At 68.0% G+C, this 18740-nt stretch carries 18 protein-coding genes; 10 read left to right on the forward strand and 8 right to left on the reverse strand.

The genetic code is table 11. From position 1 onward, the window contains the following. Nucleotides 1-309: 309 nt before the first annotated feature. From CA234_RS19175 to CA234_RS19195, 5 genes are all read right to left on the reverse strand, one after another. Entirely contained in the window at nucleotides 310-1806 is a 1497-nt protein-coding gene (locus tag CA234_RS19175; RefSeq protein WP_126002500.1) for a PepSY-associated TM helix domain-containing protein, read from the reverse strand. Next, nucleotides 1803-2387, reverse strand: a complete 585-nt coding sequence (locus tag CA234_RS19180; RefSeq protein WP_126002501.1) for a hypothetical protein — start codon at nucleotides 2385-2387, stop codon at nucleotides 1803-1805. The genes CA234_RS19175 and CA234_RS19180 overlap by 4 nt, the downstream gene beginning before the upstream one ends. After that, nucleotides 2384-4591: a TonB-dependent receptor gene (locus tag CA234_RS19185; protein ID WP_241213584.1), complete on the reverse strand. Its 2208-nt coding sequence runs from the start codon at nucleotides 4589-4591 to the stop codon at nucleotides 2384-2386. The genes CA234_RS19180 and CA234_RS19185 overlap by 4 nt, the downstream gene beginning before the upstream one ends. A 194-nt stretch (nucleotides 4592-4785) precedes the next feature. Continuing rightward, nucleotides 4786-5610: a transglutaminase-like domain-containing protein gene (locus CA234_RS19190; protein ID WP_241213585.1), complete on the reverse strand. Its 825-nt coding sequence runs from the start codon at nucleotides 5608-5610 to the stop codon at nucleotides 4786-4788. A 57-nt stretch (nucleotides 5611-5667) separates the two neighbouring features. Further along, the gene (locus CA234_RS19195) at nucleotides 5668-6333 is read right to left on the reverse strand and encodes an HAD family hydrolase (protein ID WP_125977401.1); all 666 of its coding nucleotides are present in this window, start codon (nucleotides 6331-6333) and stop codon (nucleotides 5668-5670) included. Between the two features lie 606 nt (nucleotides 6334-6939). On the opposite strand from CA234_RS19195, the gene CA234_RS19200 reads away from it, so the two are divergent. Then, a complete protein-coding gene (locus tag CA234_RS19200; RefSeq protein ID WP_126002504.1) occupies nucleotides 6940-7530 on the forward strand; it encodes a helix-turn-helix transcriptional regulator in 591 nt (196 codons plus the stop codon). Nucleotides 7531-7636: 106 nt separating this feature from the next. Continuing rightward, a complete protein-coding gene (locus CA234_RS19205) occupies nucleotides 7637-9553 on the forward strand; it encodes a PAS domain S-box protein (protein ID WP_241213586.1) in 1917 nt (638 codons plus the stop codon). Between the two features lie 6 nt (nucleotides 9554-9559). Here the strand turns inward: CA234_RS19205 and xth are convergent, their stop codons facing one another. Beyond that, complete coding sequence (xth, locus tag CA234_RS19210; RefSeq protein ID WP_126002505.1) at nucleotides 9560-10336, reverse strand: exodeoxyribonuclease III; 777 nt, start codon at nucleotides 10334-10336, stop codon at nucleotides 9560-9562. Nucleotides 10337-10454: 118 nt separating this feature from the next. Between xth and CA234_RS19215 the strand changes: the two genes are divergently transcribed. Genes CA234_RS19215 through CA234_RS19245 form a run of 8 tightly spaced genes read left to right on the forward strand, consistent with a single transcriptional unit; the run spans nucleotide 10455 to nucleotide 17100 of the window. Further along, nucleotides 10455-11480, forward strand: a complete 1026-nt coding sequence (locus tag CA234_RS19215) for an ATP-dependent DNA ligase (protein ID WP_125977404.1) — start codon at nucleotides 10455-10457, stop codon at nucleotides 11478-11480. A 59-nt stretch (nucleotides 11481-11539) separates the two neighbouring features. Beyond that, on the forward strand, nucleotides 11540-12013 hold the full coding sequence (locus CA234_RS19220) for a cytochrome c (RefSeq protein WP_125977405.1): 474 nt from the start codon (nucleotides 11540-11542) through the stop codon (nucleotides 12011-12013). After that, a complete protein-coding gene (gene coxB / locus CA234_RS19225; protein ID WP_125977406.1) occupies nucleotides 12010-12969 on the forward strand; it encodes a cytochrome c oxidase subunit II in 960 nt (319 codons plus the stop codon). Before CA234_RS19220 ends, coxB begins: the two co-directional genes overlap by 4 nt. After that, nucleotides 12966-14864, forward strand: coding sequence for a cbb3-type cytochrome c oxidase subunit I (locus CA234_RS19230; protein WP_126002506.1), 1899 nt, complete (start codon nucleotides 12966-12968; stop codon nucleotides 14862-14864). Before coxB ends, CA234_RS19230 begins: the two co-directional genes overlap by 4 nt. Further along, nucleotides 14861-15478: a cytochrome c oxidase subunit 3 gene (locus CA234_RS19235; protein WP_126002507.1), complete on the forward strand. Its 618-nt coding sequence runs from the start codon at nucleotides 14861-14863 to the stop codon at nucleotides 15476-15478. Before CA234_RS19230 ends, CA234_RS19235 begins: the two co-directional genes overlap by 4 nt. Further along, nucleotides 15475-15801, forward strand: coding sequence for a hypothetical protein (locus tag CA234_RS24460; RefSeq protein ID WP_164521874.1), 327 nt, complete (start codon nucleotides 15475-15477; stop codon nucleotides 15799-15801). The genes CA234_RS19235 and CA234_RS24460 overlap by 4 nt, the downstream gene beginning before the upstream one ends. Continuing rightward, nucleotides 15789-16685: a cytochrome c oxidase assembly protein gene (locus CA234_RS19240; RefSeq protein ID WP_164521875.1), complete on the forward strand. Its 897-nt coding sequence runs from the start codon at nucleotides 15789-15791 to the stop codon at nucleotides 16683-16685. The genes CA234_RS24460 and CA234_RS19240 overlap by 13 nt, the downstream gene beginning before the upstream one ends. Next, nucleotides 16675-17100 carry a c-type cytochrome gene (locus tag CA234_RS19245; RefSeq protein ID WP_126002509.1) on the forward strand — a complete coding sequence of 142 codons (426 nt, stop codon included), beginning with the start codon at nucleotides 16675-16677 and terminating at the stop codon, nucleotides 17098-17100. The genes CA234_RS19240 and CA234_RS19245 overlap by 11 nt, the downstream gene beginning before the upstream one ends. On the opposite strand, the gene CA234_RS19250 is transcribed toward CA234_RS19245, so the two are convergent. Both CA234_RS19250 and CA234_RS19255 read right to left on the reverse strand, forming a co-directional pair. Continuing rightward, a complete protein-coding gene (locus CA234_RS19250; RefSeq protein ID WP_126002510.1) occupies nucleotides 17097-17972 on the reverse strand; it encodes an NAD(P)H-hydrate dehydratase in 876 nt (291 codons plus the stop codon). The two genes, CA234_RS19245 and CA234_RS19250, sit on opposite strands and share 4 nt — an antisense overlap. After that, nucleotides 17969-18724, reverse strand: a complete 756-nt coding sequence (locus CA234_RS19255; protein ID WP_126002511.1) for a histidine phosphatase family protein — start codon at nucleotides 18722-18724, stop codon at nucleotides 17969-17971. Before CA234_RS19255 ends, CA234_RS19250 begins: the two co-directional genes overlap by 4 nt. Nucleotides 18725-18740: the final 16 nt, after the last annotated feature.

Below are 18740 nucleotides of genomic sequence, written 5' to 3' on the forward strand. Positions count from 1 at the left end.
CTGCTCGAACCCATCGGCAACATCCCGCCTGCCGAAGCCGAAGAGCAATATTATGCTGCCGCGGACAACCTCGATATGGCAGCGTGACTCACAACCCAACGCCTCCGGCAGACCCGGCGCGGTTCAACCTTCAGCAGCAGCGTGATCCTGATTCAACTTCGCGCTCGCCGCCGTGAACCCGCCCACCTTCTCGACCATCCACGTCCAGAGCGGAACCATCCGCACCAATAGCTCAAGACCTGTTTCGCAAAGTGCGAAGTGCGACCTTCCACCCTTTCGGGCATGTATCGGGCGCCCTGGGCACCGGCATCATCCCGCATTGACGCCCCCCGTGAGAGGCGCGTTCGCCGGCCGCGTTGCGCTGAACATAAGTGCTGCGCCGACCGCGAGGAGCACGAGATTGACGGCAGCGACCATGGCGTCCGCCGAGCGCCAACCGCCATGAACCATTGCGATCAGGGTCAGCACCAGCCCCGTGCCACCGCGCCCGAACCGCGCGAGCGGTCGCGCCGCCATCGCTGCCGCCACCGCCAACATCGCGAGGCTGGTCGACGCCCAGGCGAGCAGCGGCACAAGCACCATGGCCGGCGCAGCGACCGCACCCAGGGCGCCGGCGGCGAGTGCAAGGGGCTGCCCCCAGGCGAAGGCGACCCAGATGCGCTCCCACCCGGGTACCGGCCGGCCGCGATCGCGTCGCCGGGCGATCCACAGCAGCACTCCGCCCGACGCCAGATAGGCGAGCCCAAAGCCCAGCAGCCCATAGGCGATCTTCACCATCGGCCCGGCGAACCAGCCGAAATGCAGCGGCCCCAGCGATCCGAGAATCTGTCCGCCCAGATTATTCTCCGCGGCGCGCTTGGCGTGATAGAGCCTGCCCTGCCGATCATAGCCATAGGCGTCGGTACCGGCGATGCGGTGCGATCCGTCCTCGACCTGCAGCTCCACGCTGCCGTCGCGTCGGGCGGGATGCTCGATGCGCAGATAGTCAATCCGCCCGGTAGGCACTCGCCGCGCGGCGTCCGCCAGCATCGGCCGCAGGTCGAGCGGCGGCGCCGGCCGCGTATCCGTCGCGACGCGCGGCGTGCGGAACAGGGCATAGACCCTGGCGGTATTGCCCTGGAAGGCGACCATACCCAGCACGGCGATGATCACCGTCGATAGCCCGAGCAAGGCGCCGGTAAGGGAGACGATCAGGTGGAAGGGCAGCGCCCATACGCCGATGCGGTTGTGCAGATCGGCTTCCTGCAAGCGCCGCGATCCGCCGAGCCGGAGTTGGAAGGCATCGCGGAAGATGCGCGGATGGGCAAGAATGCCCGAGATCAGCGACGACAGCAGCGCCACCCCCGCCAGCCCGACGAGGAACCCGCCCCAGGCGCGCGGCAGGTGCAGATTGACGTGCAGGCGCACGAGCAGCTCCGTCCAGCCCTCGCGCACCGGTGCGGCGAGATGGCCGGCCCGGTCCGCGAACCATTCGCGCTGCCCCGCCCCTTGCGCCTCGGTACGGACGCGGAGCAGCGGGTTCTCGGGCTTGGGCAGCACCATCAGGATGCGATCCACCGGCCCACCTGCCTTCGCCAGCGCCTCGGCATAGGCCTGCGGCAGCGCATCGGGCGCTAAAGTCGCGACGCGCGGCGCGGCCGGATTTTCCCAGCGTGTGAATTCGGCGACGAAGACCGCAAGGGCGCCGGTCAGGCACACCAGATAGAGCACCGCGGCAAAGGCCAGCCCAAGGCTGCTATGCCCCTTCAGCACCGCACGCACCACGTCGGGCGCCAGCGCCAGCCCCTTGTTCCCCGTGCGGCTCATGCCACGCCTCCCAGGCGGGCCAGGCCGAAGCCGACCAGCGCGGTGCCGAGCAGCACCGCCGCCGCACGGAGCAGCTTGTCGTCGGCCAGCGTCCACGCCATCGCCGCGCCCCAGACGAGCGGCACCAGCAGGCCGCCGACCACCAGCCGGGTCTGCACCGCGCCCGCGCCCCACACCGTGTAGCACACGCCCACGGCCATCGCGGCGACCATGCCGATCGGTCCGGCAAGCAGCCAGCGCAGCAGCCCGCGCCACGGGGCGGAGGCGCGTTCGGCCGGCTCGGGCGCGACGCCGTCGCCGCGGCCGCCGCGCCCTGCCTGTGCGCTGCGCAGCGTCCGCCCGGAGGCGACGATCGAAAGTGCCGCCACCGAGAACAGGGCGAGCGCCGCAAACGGCCCGCGCGCCTCGCCCAGCAAGCCGGCCGGGGCGAGAATCGCCAGCGCCGCCAGGCCCAGCCCCGCGGCACGCCACGGCGCCTTGCCGCTGCTCCGGCGCCACGCTAGGCGCAACAGCCAGGCGGCGGCGGCGGCGACGATCAGGATCGCGGCGCTGCCCAGCGCCAGCTGCGCCGCGTCGCTCACAGCGTGAAGCCCAGGATCGCGCCCACCGTGCGGGGCGTGCCGATGATCGCTTGGTTGGTCGACTTGTTGACGTACTGGTCGTATTTCGTATCGAACAGATTGTTGACGAACAGCGACGCGCTCCAGCGATCGACGCGATAGCCGATCCGCCCGTTCACCAGCGTGCGCGGCCCCACCCGGTTGTCGCTCTGCGGCCGTGCCACGTCGGTGAACACGGCGCTGCGATAATTGGCATTGAGATTGGCCTCGAAGCCGCCCGCCAAGCGGAGGTTGGCGCCGCCCGCCAGCGTCCAGCGCGGCGCGTAGGGAAATTGCTCGCCGGAAAGGTCGGTGATCGAGCCGACGCTGGTGACGAAGGAGTCGAACTTCGTGCGGGTCTGGCCGACGCTCGCATACCAGTCGAACGCGCCGGAGACGCGATGATTCAGCTCGATCTCGAAGCCGTAGAGATGCGACTTGCCGGCATTGACCGTGTTGGTGTCATAGGTGCCGGTGCCGAAATTTGCGGTCGTCTGCTGGTCCTTCCAGTCGATGTAGAAGATGTTGGCATTGGCGGTCAGCCGCCCGCCGAGCCAGGCGGAGCGGAACGACAGTTCGTAGTTCCAGGTATATTCGGGATCATAGGCGAACAGCGTCGAACGCGCGGTGTTGAAGCTGCTGCCGCCCGAGCGATAGCCGCGCTGGACGACGAAGGCGGTCGACAGATCGGGCGTCCAGGCCATCTCTACCCCGCCCTTGGGCAGGAAGGCGTTGAAGGTACGCACGCCCGGCGGCGCCGCGCCATTGGCGGCGCTCACCAGCCCCAGCACCGCCCGGTTGATCGCGGTGATCACGGGCGCCAGCGTGCCATAGGAGGCAGGTGTCGGCAGCGTGCCGGCGAAGGTGGCGATCGCCGTTCCCGCATTGCGATTGCGCTCGCGATCGACGCGGAAGCCGCCGAGCAGCGACAGCCGATCGGTCAGCCGATAGCGCCCGTCGGCGAACAGGGCATAGGTTTGCACCTGCTGCGGCAGATCCGAAGTATAGTCGACGGGAATATAGGGCAGCGCCTGGGTGTAGGTAGACGCGACCTGGGATGCCAGCGTGCTGCCCAGCGAGCCCTTGAGCAGGTTGACGATCGTCGCCGCCGGGGTCGGCACCAGCGTGATCTGGTGCGAATTGGCGGTCTCGTCGCGATCATAATAGAACAGGCCGACCAGCCCGCTCAGCCGCTCGCCCGCATAGTTGAGGCGCAACTCCTGGGTGAAGATCTTCGACGTGCCGGTGAGGTCGCTAAAGGCGAGGCGCGCCGCGGTCGCGTCGCCGTCATAATGGCGCAGGAAAGACGTGTCGGTATAAGTGCTCAGCGCCGTCAGCGAGAAGCCCCCGCCCAGCCGGTAGCGCAGGTCCAGCGTCGCCTGGTCGGCGTCGACGTCGCTGCTGTTGGGATCGTTGGAACTGTTGGTGGGATTGTCCTGATAATCGGGCTGGTTGCGATCGGCGTAGGTGAAACGATACCCGCCCTTGGTGTGGAAGTGATGGTAGTTCAGCCGCGCTTCGAAGCCGGACAGCATCGCGGGCGTCCAGAGCAGCTTGCCGCGCAGCGAGATCGAGTTCACCGGGTTCTCCGGCGCGCGGCGGGTGACGTTGTAGATGAAACCGTCCGAATCGCGCTTCTCGGCCGAGATCCGGAAGGCGAGCTGGTCCCCGATCAGCGGGCCGCCGCCGGCGACCGCGAACTGCGTGGTGTTGAACGAGGCAACCGTCGCCTGCCCCTTGAGCCGCCAGTCGAAGCTCGGTTCCTCGGTGCGGATGTGCACAGCGCCGGCCAGCGCATTCAGCCCCTGCAGCGTCGATTGCGGCCCTCGGAAGATCTCCACCTGCGCCGCGTCCCACAGGTCGGTCGGGCCGTTCGACAGCAGATCCTGCGGCACCGGCGCCCCGTCGACGAACACCGTCGCGGTGGCGGCACCGCTCCCGCCCGAAACGCCCCGCTGGTCGATCCCGCGGATCGAGAAGCCGGAGGCGCCGTAGGTCTCCGAAAGATTGGCCGTCCGTTGATAGATTTCCTGGATCGACTGCAGATTCTCCTGCGCGATCCGTCTGGCCGTCGTCACGCCCACCGAACTGGTGGTCTGCTGCAGGGTGCGGTCGCTCTTCTCGCCGGTGACGATGATCTCCTCGGCCGCCGGCCCCGCCGCCTCCTGCGCTTGCGCGGCAGACATCCCGCTCATCCCGACCAACGCCGTTGTGAGCAGAAACCCATAATGTCGCATGCGCCCCCCTTTGTTACGGGAGCGCAGCTATCCTGCAACGATACTGCGAGTCAATCTCAACTGAAGCATGCTCGTCGGGGTCAGCTACATCGAGCCTGGGAGCAGCCCTTGATCGGCGGCAGGTATCGATGCCGCAGGCGGGTTCAGTCGCGCCCGCTCAGCGCATCCAGGGCAGAGCAGATATGCGTGCGGAGCGCGGGATCGCGGGTGATTTCCAACATGGCGCTCAGGCTGGATCGGGCGCCGCTCACATCGCCTGCGTGCAGCAGCAGACGGGCGCGTTCCCACCAGCCCTGGCCATGCGCCGGTGCGATCACGGTCATGCGCTCGTACAGCGTCGACGCCCGGGCGGCGTCGCCCGAAGCTTCCGCCCTGCTCGCCTGGTTCATCAGCAGCCGCACCAGCACCGACCGGTTCGACATCGGGGTGACATGCTCGATCGTAGGCACCATGGCCGGCCCCAGCACGCCGCGAAGCAGGGCGGCCAGTTCGTCCGCGGCGACGATGCGGCCATCGTTGAACGGGTCGATCAACACGGCGTCGGTCTCCGAGCCGACGCGGGCGAGCACATGGCCGGGCGTGTTCAGCGGATCCACCCGCCAGCCGAGCCGCCGGGCCGCGGCAGCGTAGAGAATAGTCAGGCTTACAGGCAGCCCGTGCCTCCGATCGATCACGCGGAGGAGATCGGCATTGGCCGGATCGTCATACTGGTTCCGGTCGCCGCTGAACCCGAAGGTCCCCGCCATCACGCGGGCGAGCGCCTGCGCACGTTCCTCGACGGTTTCGGCATCCACGCCGGCCGCTGCCAGGCTTTCGGTAAAGGCGTTCAGCTGGGCCACATAGGGGCTCAGGTCCGTATCGGGATGGTCCAGCGCCGCCAGCTGGAGCGCCGCCGCATCGATATCGATCGCCTCGTCTTCCATCAGGCCGATCTGGACGATCGCATCGGTGGATGCAGAAGTGGCCAAGATCATCTCCCTCCTTCCAAAGTCGCTCCCCGCACCACGCGGCCCGACCCTCGCAGATCAGCGGGCGATCGGCGATTGGGCATATTCACGCAGCAGATGCGCCACATCGTCGTACAGCGCCACGGCACCGGCGCCGAGCAGGGCATCGTCGGCAAATCCGCCCGACCGCAGGCCGATCGCGGCAATGCCGCATTTGCCGGCGGCCTCGACATCATAGGGCGTGTCCCCGACGACCATCACCGCATCGGCCGCAAGCGGCGCGACCTTTTCGAGTGCGGTCGAGAAGATATCCGGGGCGGGCTTGGTCCGCTCGACATCGTCGGCGCTGGTCGTCTTCGAAACGAGAGCTTGGGCATCGAGCAACGCAAGATAGTGCTCGAGCTCGGCCTTCGAGGCGGATGACGCCAGTACGACGCGCCGGCCATCGGCATGCACCCGCGCAAGCATCTCGCGGGCGCCGGGGAATGGCTCGACCCGATCCAGGAACTTGGCCTTGAAGATCTCGCCATGGGTCTCGCCGAGCTTTTGCTGGCTGTCCTCGTCGAGGTCGGGCAGCAGCGCGGGGACCAGCATGTCGGTGCCCTTGCCGATCTGATCGTGGATCACCTGCGCCTCGAAGCGCGCACCGATCGTCGCGAACGCCTCTTGCCACGCGGCGACATGGAAGTCGTTGCTGTCGACAAGGGTGCCGTCGATATCGAACAGAACGGCTTGGATCGGCATGGGTCACCTCGGCGCCAGGGGAACGGAGCCGGCGTCGCCGGGATGGCGGCGGCCAGACAAACCGAGCGCATCGGCTCGGCCAAGGTTCCCATAAGCCAGCGTCGCGCCGTTTTCGTCTGCCTGGCATCGGCCATCCTGCCGCCCGGCTACGAGCTGATCCGTCCTCGCCCCGCTGCCGGGACCCGGAAGCACGAAGGGCCGCCCCATCGCTGGAGCGGCCCTTCCATTGCCTGCCACTGAAGGCGGGAGGTCAGAAGCGGCAAGCCTCGACGAGGTTCGCCATGCTCATAGGATCCGTGTTCAGCGGCATATGACAATGAGACATTCGACCACCTCCTTTCTGTTGTTGAACAAGACCGGCAATATCGGCGCCCCGCCACGAAATTCAAGATATTCCAATCGGTTGAAGGGAGCCGGCCTGACGCCGGTCCGACATGGCTGCAGCGCGGTCAAGGGGCCGCTGCAAGCGCGTCGCAAGTCGGCAGGCCGGATACCTCGGCTGCGCCACCGCCCTTCAATCGCGTCGGAGCCGGACCGGGAGAAAGTCGTTATGGGGGTGATCACCGTATCGCCCCCCTCAGCCGGAGGAGCCGACTGGACCCGCGCATGGACAAACACGCCCTATTAGCTTCCATCCGGCTTTCGCCGATCGCCTCGATCGTGACCGACCCGCGCCGCCCCGACAATCCGATCGTCGCGGCCAACACCGCTTTCGAGCGCCTGACCGGCTATGGCGAAGCGGAGCTGCTCGGCCGCAACTGCCGCATCCTCGCCGGTCCCGGAACCGAGCCGGTGCATTCGAACGCGCTTGCCCATGCGATCGCCACTGCGACGCCCCACGTCGTGGAACTGACCAACTATCGCAAGAACGGCAGCAGCTTCCGAAACGCAGTGATGGTCGCACCCGTGCTCGACGACAACGGCGATGTCCTCTTCTTCCTCGGTACGCAGATGGAAGTCGGCGCGCTCGCCGGCGGACTTGCTCGGGCGCAAGCCGCGAGTCGCATCGCGCGTCTCACCCACCAGCAGCGGGCGGTCCTGCACCTAATGGCGCGCGGCCTGCGCAGCCGGCAGATCGGCGCCGAGCTCGGCCTGGCGGAAAAGACGGTTAAGATGCACCGGAGCGCGCTGATCCGCCGGCTGGGGGTTGCCACGTCCGGCGAAGCGATGCGCCTCGCGATCGAGGCGGATCTCTAACCGGCAAAACTTGAGCTGAAAAAACAAAGCTGTTGCATGCCGCTTCGGCGACGATACAGACTTTGGTCCGTGGTGAGTCCGGGGGGGCTTTGCACAGGATCAGGTTTTGTCAGCAGCCGACGCCAAGCCACACCCCTCAGCAGAAGTCTTCCAGCTGCTGGTGGATGCGGTCACCGATTACGCCCTGTACATGCTCGATCCCGAGGGCAGGATCGTCACCTGGAACAGCGGGGCAGCGCGCTTCAAGGGGTATGTAGCGCCAGAGATCGTGGGCGAGCATTTCTCCCGCTTTTTCTCGCCCGAGGATCAGGCGTCGAGACTGCCGGCCCGCGCCCTCGCCACCGCAGCGCGCGAGGGCCGCTTCGAAGCCGAAGGCTGGCGCATTCGAAAGGACGGCAGCCGCTTCTGGGCCCACGCGATCCTCGACGCGATCCGCAGCGAGGACGGCACGCTGCTCGGCTTCGCCAAGATCACTCGCGACATCACCGAGAAGCGTCGGCTTGAACAGGCGACCTACGAGAGCGCGCTACAGCTGAAACTGCTGGTCCAGGGCGTCCGCGACTATGCGATCTACATGCTCGACACCGATGGCCGGATCACCAGCTGGAACTCCGGCGCACAGGCGATCAAGGGCTATACCGAAAGCGAGGTGCTGGGGCAGCATTTTTCGCTATTCTACACCCCCGCCGACCGGGCGCGCGACGCGCCTGACATTGCCCTCCGAACGGCGCTGGCGGAGGGCAAATTCGAGGCGGAGGCGCAGCGGGTCCGCAAGGACGGCTCGCTGTTCTGGGCGCACGTGCTGATCGACCCGATCTACGACGAGGCCGGTGCGCATGTCGGCTTTGCCAAGATTACCCGCGACGTCAGCGAGAAGAAGCAGGCGGAAGAGGAACTTCGCCGCACTCAGGAAGCGCTGCTGCAATCGCAGAAGCTCCAGGCGCTGGGCGAGCTGGCGGGCGGCATCGCCCACGACTTCAACAACCTGATGACCGTAATGCACGGGTCAGCGGACTTCATGCTGAAACAGCCCGACATGCCCAGCGAGAAGCGCACGCGCTACCTGAACGTGATGCTGGAGACCGCCGAGCGTGCGACCAGCCTCACCTCGCAACTGCTCGCCTTTGCCCGGCGCCAGCCGCTGGAGCCCGAAGTGATCGATCTCAGCGTCCGGCTGGATGCGTTGAGCGAGATGCTCCAGCGGACCCTCGGCAGCCAATATGAGCTGCGGCTCGACCTGACCCCTGCCCTGTGGCCGGTGGAGATCGACCCCACCGGGCTCGAAGCCGCGCTGCTCAACGCCGTGCTCAATGCGCGCGACGCGATGCCGGAGGGCGGGCGGATCACCATCGCTACGCACAACGCGCGCCGCACAGAGGGAGACGGTGTCCTGCTGTCGGTGGAGGATACCGGCGAAGGCATCCCGCCTGAGACGTTGAAGCGCGTGTTCGAGCCCTTCTTCACCACCAAGCCGACCGGCAAGGGCACGGGCCTGGGGCTGTCGCAGATCCATGGCTATGCCGTGCAGTCGGGCGGCGCCGCGCGGATCGATTCCGAGCTGGGCAAGGGCACCCGGGTGGAGCTGTGGATCCCGCGCACGTTCAAGCCGCTGCAGCGCGAAACGGCGCCGGATACGCAGATCTCGCTGCCTGCGGCGCTTCGAGTCCTGCTGGTGGAGGACAGCGAGCACGTCCGCTATTTCGCGCACCAGCTGCTCGACGATCTCGGCTGCACGGTGTTGGAAGCGGCTGGCGGCCAGGAAGCGCTCGAGTTGTTGCGGGAGAACCCGGTCGACCTGGTGTTTTCGGACATTGTGATGCCGGGGATGAGCGGGCTGGAGCTCGCCAGCGCCGTGCGAGAGACATACGCAAACCTCCCGGTGCTGCTGGCCAGCGGCTATAGCAGCAAGCAGTTCATCCCGCGCGACGAGCGCGAATTCCCGATCCTCCGCAAGCCGTACAAGCTGGAAACGCTGGCAGCGAGCATCAACGAGTTGGTGCACAGGGCCGAGAGCGACGAATGACGAAGGTCAGTGGTCGCGCAATCGGATCCAGGCGGGTGCGTGATCGCTGGTCTTTGCCCAGCCGCGCACCTGCCGGTCCACGCCCGCGTCCACCAGCCGGCCTGCCAGCACCGGGCTCAGTAGCAGCTGGTCAATGCGCAGCCCCGCGTCGCGCGCGAACGCGTTTCGGAAATAATCCCAAAAGGTGTAGATCGTGGCATCGGGATGGAGGCTGCGCAGGGAATCAGCCCATCCCTGTTCGAGCAACTGCACATAGAGCGCGCGGACCTCGGGTGCGAACAGCGCGTCGTCGCGCCAGCGCTCGGGCTTGTAGACGTCCCGCTCGGTCGGCATCACGTTGAAGTCGCCGGCGAGCGCCACCGGCAGCCCGCTTTCCAACAGCGTCTCGGCATGCGCTATCAGGCACTCGAACCAGGCGAGCTTGTACTCGAATTTTGGGCCCGGCCGGGGATTGCCGTTGGGCAGATACAGCCCGCCGACCAGGATCCCGCTGACCGCCGCCTCGATATAGCGGCTCTGCGAGGGGTCGGGATCGTCGGGCAGTCCGCGCCGCGTTTCGTGGATCTCGCCTACCCGGCTGAGCAGCGCGACGCCGTTCCAGCTTTTCTGGCCATGCCAGAGCGCGTCATAGCCGAGGTCGCGGATCGGGGCCTCGGGGAATTTCTCCTGCGGTGCCTTCAACTCCTGCAGGCAGACGATGTCGGGCGCCTCTTCCTCCAGCCATCGCAGCAGCACCGGCAGGCGACCGTTCACCCCGTTCACATTGTAGGTCGCGATCTTCATCCCCGCCTCACTTCCCCTGCCTTATCGGCTTCCGGAACGAACGCTCCCGAGATCTGCTCCCGTGAACCGGGTGGGATACCGCGCGTTCGGTCTCCGCACCACTGCGCAATGGAGCATCATGGCCATGCCAGACCTGTCGCCGATGGAGGCCAAGCTGGTCGCGACGCTGCCCGAGGAGCCGGGCTGGCAGTTCGAGCCCAAATGGGACGGCTTCCGCGCGCTCGTGTTCCGCCGCGGCGATCTCGTCGAGATCCGGTCGAAGTCGGGAAAGCCGCTCAGCCGGTACTTCCCGGAAGTCGTCACCATGATTGCGGCCGTCGAGTTCCCCGAGTTCATCCTAGACGGCGAACTGATCCTGCCGATCGACGACGTGCTCTCGTTCGATGCGCTCCAGGCCCGGCTCCACCCGGCGCCGAGCCGGATCCGGCGGCTGTCGCAGGAGACGCCGGCGCAGCTGATGCTGTTCGATTGCCTTGGCATCGACGGGCAGCCGCTTCTCGACGCGCCGCTGCGCGATCGTCGCGCAGCGCTGGAGACCTTTCACCGGAAGCACGGCGGGCCGTCCCTGCTACTGTCGCACCGAACGCAGGATCTGGACACCGCCCGTGCCTGGCTTGCGCAAGGCGGCGGCGCGCTCGACGGGGTGGTCGCGAAGCGGCTGGACGAACCCTATCGGCCCGGCGAGCGCGCGATGCTGAAGGTGAAGCAGCACCGCACCGCCGATTGCGTCGTCGGCGGCTTCCGTCGCACCAAGAAAGGCGACGGCGTCGCCTCGCTGTTGCTCGGTCTCTACGACGATGCCGGGCTGCTCCACCATGTCGGCTTCACCTCCGGCATCGCTGCGGCCGAGCGCCAGGCGCTCCTGCGCACGCTGGAACCGCTGATTGGGCCGCCAGGTTTTACCGGCAAGGCGCCGGGCGGCCCCAGCCGGTGGAACAACGGCACCGAGAGCGAATGGGTGCCGCTGCGGTCCGAACGGGTGCTGGAAGTGTTGTACGACCAGGTGACCGGCGACCGCTTCCGTCACGGCACCAAGCTGCTGCGTTGGCGGCCCGACAAGGCGCCCGAGCAATGCCGCATGGAGCAGCTGGTTCACGAGGTTCGGCCAGCCGAACTGTCGACGCTTTCGCGCCCGACCCTTTGAGGCGTGGCAAAACTAATTTGTGTGATTGAAGGGGCTGATCGGGCGCGCAACAAAACGGCGTGAATTCTCTCCGTCGCGCGTTCCTTGCCGGTCTGATCGCCTTGCCCGTTGCGAGTTGCAGCGCGGAGAGCCGATCCGCCGGGCCGGACTTGCCCCAGACCGCCCCCAACGGTGCGCAGGATTCGCGGGCCGCAGCCTATGAGCGCAACCTCTATCAGGTCGCGCAGGGTGGACGCTATTTCACCTGGTATGGGTGCGGGAGCTGTCATGGTCGTTCCGCCAAAGGGCCGCTGAACCTCGGCGACCGGGTCTGGGTGCATGGCGGCGCTCTCGATCAGGTCTATGGCTTCATCGCCGAGCGGCACCCCGGCGCGACGGCGGGATATGCCGCGCGCATCCCTGCCGAGCAGCTCTGGCAGATCACCGCCTATGTGCGGAACCTGCCGCGGCTGACGCCGGAGAAACGCCGCCGCCAGGATCTCGACCAGGTCGGCGAGCCGCAGGGGAGCAACTGGACGGGTCCGGTGCGTTGAGCGGACTGCAATCGGCACTGGAACCGGCGGGCGAACAGGCGGCGGGCATCCACGGCCTGTTCTGGCTGATGATGCTCGTCTGCGGCGCGATGTACCTGCTGGTGCTTGGCGGAGTCGCCTGGACGCTGTGGCGCGCGTTCCGCAGGCGCCGCCCGGCGAGCGAGCCGACGATCGATCCACCGGACATCGGGCTCAACCGAGGAATGCTCGGCTGGGCGGGGCTGATCGTGGTCGGGCTCACCGTGCTGATCACCGCCAGCTTCCTCGTCGAGCGCAACATCGCCGCCGCCCGCGCGCGCGACGCGCTGGAGGTGCGGGTGACCGGCCACCAATGGTGGTGGCGCATCGAGTATCGCGATCCGCGCACCGGCGGCTGGATCGAGACCGCGAACGAACTTCACCTGCCGCTCGGCCGCACGACGCGCGTCGCGCTGGGATCGGCGGACGTGATCCACAGCTTCTGGGTGCCGAACATCGCGCAGAAGCTCGACGTGATCCCCGGCCGGATCAACCTGCTCGACCTCACCCCCACCCGACCCGGCTGGTTCCGCGGCCAGTGCGCCGAGTTCTGCGGCGTCCAGCACGCGCACATGGCGTTCGACGTGAAGGTCGATGCGCCGGAGGATTTCGAGCGCTGGCTGGCCGGACAGGCCAAGGCCGCCGCCATACCTGCCGATCCCGTCGCCGCGCGCGGGCAGCAGGTGGTGACCGGCGGCCAATGCGCGATGTGCCACACGATCCGCGGCACGCCCTCCACCGGACGGGCCGGGCCGGACCTCACCCATTTCGGTAGCCGGCGCTCGGTGGCCGCCGGCACGCTGACGATGAGCCGCGGCGCGGTTCAAGGCTGGATCGCCCAGCCCCAGGCGCTGAAGCCTGGCACGATGATGCCGCCGGTCGCGCTCTCCGGCCCGGATGCCGACGCAGCGTCGCGCTACCTGATGGAACTCCAATGACCGCGCCGCTCACCCCCGAACAGGCCGATCGGCTCGCCGTCTCGTGGCGCGACGCGCCGGGCCTGTGGGGCTTCCTCACCACCGTCGACCACAAGCGGATCGCCGCGCGCTATATCCTCACCGTCGTGCTGCTGATGTTCCTGGCGGGCATGCTCGCGCTCGACATGCGGCTGCAGCTCGCCTGGCCCGACATGGGGCGGATGACGCCGCAGCTCTACAACGAGAGCTTCTCGCTGCACGGCTCGACGATGCTGTTCCTCGTCTCGGTGCCGGTGATGGAGGCGATGGCGATCTGGCTGGTGCCGCTGATGCTCGGCCAGCGCGCGCTCGCCTTCCCCCGGCTCGCGGCGTTCAGCTACTGGCTGTATCTGGGCGGCGTGCTGATGCTGTGGGTGCCGCACGCCGTCGGCATCACCCCCGATCTCGGCTGGTTCGAATATCCGCCGCTCTCGGGCCCCGGCTATGCGCCCGGCCACCGCGCCGACATCTGGGCGCAGATGATCACCTTCACCGAGGTCGCGGCACTCGCCGCCTCGGTGAACGTCGTCGCCACCGTCCTCAAGATGCGGCCGCCCGGCATGACGCTGGCACGCATCCCGGTATTCGTGTGGTCGCAGGCGATCGCCGGGCTGATGACGATCTTCTCGTTGCCCGCCGTGATGCTCGTCACCAGCATGCTGATTGCCGACCGGCTGGTCTCGACGCAGTTCTTCGCGCCGGCCGCGGGCGGCGACCCGATCCTGTTCCAGCACCTGTTCTGGTGGTTCGGCCATCCGGAGGTGTACATCATCTTCCTGCCCGCCGCGGGCTTCGTCTCGATGATCGTCGAGACCTTCTCGCGCCGCACGCTGTTCGGTCATGTTGCGGTGGTGCTGTCGATGCTCGGAATCGCCGCGCTCGCCTTCGGGCTGTGGGTCCACCACATGTTCGCGGTCGGCCTGCCGCGGCTGGGCAACGATTTCTACACGGCCGCGAGCATGGCGGTGGCGCTGCCCGCGGGCCTCCAGATCTTCTGCTGGATCGCGACGCTGTGGAGCGGCCGCCCGCGTTTCGACACGCCACTCCTCTGGGTACTCGGCTTCATCGCCACCTTCGTGATCGGCGGGCTGTCGGGCGTGATGGCCGCCTCGGCCCCGCTCGACCAGCAGATCACCGACACCTACTTCATCGTCGCGCACTTCCACTATGTGCTGATCGGCGGCGCAATCTTCCCGCTGCTCGGGGCTTTCTGCTACTGGTACCCCAAAGCGACCGGGCGGTTGATGTCCGAGCGGCTGGGCAAGCTCGCCTTCTGGCTGATCGTCGGCGGGTTCAACCTCGGCTTCTTCCCGATGCACCTGCTGGGGCTGATGGGCATGCCGCGCCGCGTCTACACCTATAGCGAGGGTATGGGCTGGGGGCCGCTCAACCTCGTCGCCACGCTCGGCTCGGCAATCGCAGTCGCAGGCGGGCTGGTGTTCGTCGCCAACGCCTGGTGGAGCAGGCGGCACGGTGCGCTTGCCGGGCCCGATCCGTGGGGCGGCTCGACACTCGAATGGGCGGTCCCCTCGCCGCCGCCCCAGCACAATTTCGATCACCTCCCAGTGGTCGACAGCCTCACCCCGCTCTGGACCCAGAAAGAGGCACTGCAGGTGATGACCGGGCTTGCCGTAGAACGCCGCGAGGTGCTGGTCACCTCCGTCATTGAAGCGACCCCGGAATATCGGCAGAAGAGCCCGAAGCCCTCGATCGCACCGCTCTTCTCTGCGCTGGCGGTAACGATCCTGTTCATCGGCAGCATCTTCACGCCCTGGGCATTGGTCTGGGGCGCGGTACCCCTCGCGGCAGCGCTGATCGCCTGGTTCTGGCCACAGCGCGAGCGGGCGACCACCGGCCCCTTGGCGGTGCGTCGATGAGCGATGCCCGCCCCTGCACGATCGTCGGCGACGTCTCGGGCCTTCCCGAGAGCGCAAGCGGCGCGAAGCACCTCGTCTGGTGGGGCAATATCGGCTTCATGGCGATCGAGGGCACCGCCTTCGCGCTCGCCGCCGGTACCTATCTCTACCTGATGAGCCAGACGCACGGCTGGCCCCCTGCGGGCATCCGCCCGCCCGACCTGTTCTGGCCGGCAATCCTCACGCTCGGTCTCCTTCTCAGCGAGCTGCCCAATTTGTGGGTCCGCCGTCGGGCCATCGCCAAGGACGAGCGCGGCGTGCGCTTCGGCACGCTCGGCATGACGATCTTCGGCCTCGTGCTGCTGATCCCCCGCGCGCTCGAGTTCGCGCATCTCAACGTCCACTGGTCCGACAATGCCTATGGATCGCTGACCTGGATGCTGATCATCCTCCACACCAGCCACCTGATCACCGACATCGGAGACACGGCGGTGCAGGCAGTATGGCTGTTCACCCATGAGGTAGGCGACGACCAGTTCGCCGATGTGGAGGACAATGCCAATTACTGGACCTTCGTGGTGCTCAGCTGGCTGCCGGTGGGCGCGCTGATCTACCTGGCGCCGAGGCTGGGATGAGCCGCTGGGACCGTATCCGACCCTGGGCGGCGCTGCTGCCGCCGCCGCTCGCCTGGTATGTCTTTGAAGTCGGGCTGGGCAGCGTGCTCAAGGTGCGATGCGCGCCGGTCGGCAACGGGCTTGGGCTCGGCTGGGGCGTCGCGAGCATTGCGGTGTGCGCGGCCGCGATGACGATCGCCTGGCCCTGCGCCAGCCCCGCCGGCGACCAGACGCCGCCGCGCGCCTGGCTGTCGCGCGTCGCGCTGCTGCTCGCCGCCATTTTCGCGCTGGCGATCGCCTTCCAGACGCTTGCCGTGATGATCGTGCCGCCATGCGTCGGCTGAGCGTCGCCGTCCCGCTGCTCCTGCTGCCGGGTATGGCCCTCGCCCATGCCGGGCACGACCATGCCGCCCCGCCGGCCTGGACCTGGGACCCGGCAATCACGCTGCCGCTGCTGATCGCGGCGGTGGCGTTCAGCCGCGGCTGGCTTCGTCTCCATGGGCGCTCGACGGGCGGACGAGTGCGCCTCCAGCGTCGCGGCGCCTGGTTCGCGATCGGGTGGCTGGTGCTCGCCGCAGCGCTAGTGTCTCCCCTGCACGAAGCGGGCGAGCGGAGCTTCACCGCGCACATGACCGAGCATGAGCTGATCATGCTGCTCGCCGCCCCGCTGCTGGTGCTGGCCGAGCCGCTTTCGGCGATGCTCTGGGCCTTCCCGCCAGGCGCGCGCCGCACCTTAGGCGCGTTCGGCACGGCGATCGCGCCGGCCTATCGTTGGGCGAGCGGCGCCATCGTGGCGACGCTACTGCAAGCAGCGGTGCTGTGGATCTGGCACATGCCCAGCCTGTTCGACCTCGCGCTCGTCAACGAAGCCTGCCACGCTGTCCAGCACCTCTGCTTCCTGGCGAGCGCCCTGCTGTTCTGGACTGCGATGCTGGGACGGCGCGGCGCAGGGGCAAGTGCGGCCGCCGATCGCGCGCTCGCCGGGCTGTGCCTGCTCGCCACCTCGATCGTCACCGGTGCGCTCGGCGCGCTGATGGCCTTCGCCACCTCGCCCTGGTACGCCGGCTATGCGCGATTGGCGCTCGCCCCCTTTGGCCTCAGCCCGGCCGAGGACCAGCAGGTAGCAGGGCTGATCATGTGGGTGCCAGGCGGGCTCGTCCATCTCGGCGCGGCGCTGCTGCTGTTCCGCACCCTCATCGCACCACCGAGGATCGCCGATGCCGTTTGAGTTGCGCTTCGTCTATGCAATGACGGCGTTCGCCGCGCTAGCGGGCGTGCTGTCGGTGGCGGGCATCTATTACCAGGACAGTGCCCAGTCGCGCACCCATGCCGAGGCGATGACCGGCGGCAGCGTGGCAGCGGGGAAGGCGGCGATTGGACGCTACAATTGCGGCGCCTGCCACCGCATTCCGGGCATCGGTGCCGCGACGGGCGTGGCGGGCCCTGCGCTGAACGGCATCGCGACCCGCAGCTTCATTGCCGGCACGCTCCCAAACGACTCGCCCAACCTGCAACGCTGGCTCCAGCATCCCCAGCAGGTCGTGCCCGGCAATGCCATGCCGGAGCAGGGCGTGACGCCGCGGGACGCGCGCGACATCGCCGCCTATCTGTACACACTGCGGCGATACAGCGGCGCGCGCTAGACCGAAGCCATCAGCGCCGGGATCTCGGGAGCAAGCTCCCGCCCCAGAAAGCCGATCGTCCCCAGCCGCTCGGCGAGCCGCCGGCCCGCTTCCCCGTGCAGCCACACGCCCCAGCCGGTTGCGACCAGCGGCGCCGCGCCCCGCGCCAACAGGCCGCCGATCGCGCCGGCCAGCACGTCACCCGATCCGCCCGTGGCCAGGCCCGGCCCGCCGCCGGGATAGTGCAGCACGATACCGTCGGGCGTCGCGACATGCGTGTCCGGCCCCTTGAGCGCCACCACCGCACCGAACCGCGCGGCAGCCTCGCACGCGACCGCCGCAGCCTCCCGAACGATGCGCTCGGGATCCTCGTCCATCATCTTAGCCATCTCGCCGGGATGCGGTGTCAGCACGGTGGCGCCGCTCCGGGCGACGATCGCTTCGGCCCGGCTGCCGACCACCGCCAGCATCGCGGCGTCGAGCAATAGCGCGATCCCGTCTCCCTTCTCGACCAGTATGGCATCGAGCAGCGGCGCGGCATCGGCGTCGATGCCCATCCCCGGCCCCAACACCAGCGCGTCGCACCGTTCCAGCAGGGCCGCGAGCGTTTGTCCCGCCTCGCTGCCCAGTTCGCCCGCGCCGTTCGCGGGAAGCCCGAACAGCGCCGCTTCCGGCATGGCTACGCCGAGGGCCAGCGCCGCCCGCTCCACGGTGGCGAGCTGGACCTTGCCTGCGCCGGTCCGCAGCGCCGCTTCGCCCGTCAGCCGCAAGGCGCCCGGCACACGCTCCGATCCACCGGCGACCAGCACCCTGCCGCGCGCATTCTTGTCGGTCTCGACGTCGAAGGGCGGCAGCGGGTTGGCGGCGAGCCAGGCGTGGTCCAGCGCGATCATCCGCGTGCTGCCACCATGGCGTCGGGCGCTGCAGTAACCGCAGCATCCGCTTCCATCGGCGTGACGACGTTGTAGCGCACCAGCTCCAGTCCGCGCGCGCCGCAGGCATATTCGGTGACGGAGCAGTTGGCGACGTCTCCCTCCCGATCGATCGCCAGTATCTCCGCCTCGCTCATCCCTTCCAGAATGTAGCGCATGCACAGCACCACGACTTGGTGTGCCACGATCATGACCGGCTTGCCCGCATAATGCAGCGACACGGTGTCGAGCAGCGAGCGGAGCCGCAGGATCACGTCGCACCAGCTCTCCCCGCCGGGCGGGCGATGGTAGAACTTGCCCAGCAGGCGCCGGAACTCGGCCTGCTCGGGGATCTGCGCCGCGATGCCTGCGGTGGTGAGCCCATCCAGAATCCCGAATTCCTTCTCCCGCAGCCGCTCGTCGCTGCACAGCATGGCGTCCGGCAACGCACCGCCCGCGTCGCGGAGCAGCCGCGCCGTCGCATGGGCTCGCGCATAGGGACTGCAAAGAATAACGGCCGGCCTGCCATTCCCCTCCCCCGCGGCGAACCACCGCCCGAGCGCTATCGCCTGGCGCTCGCCCAGCGGGGATAGCGGCACATCCACGTCACGCTGATCGAGCGCGATCCGCTCCGCGCCTGCGGCGTGGGCTGCGTCTCTGGCGACGTTGCCGGCACTTTGACCATGGCGGATCAGCCACAAACGGCGCGGCCAGCGGGAAGCACCTGAAATCATTGAAGATCAATGCGGC

It is taken from the genome of Sphingomonas sp. ABOLE (genome assembly GCF_003950455.1).
Classification (GTDB): domain Bacteria; phylum Pseudomonadota; class Alphaproteobacteria; order Sphingomonadales; family Sphingomonadaceae; genus Sphingomonas; species Sphingomonas trueperi.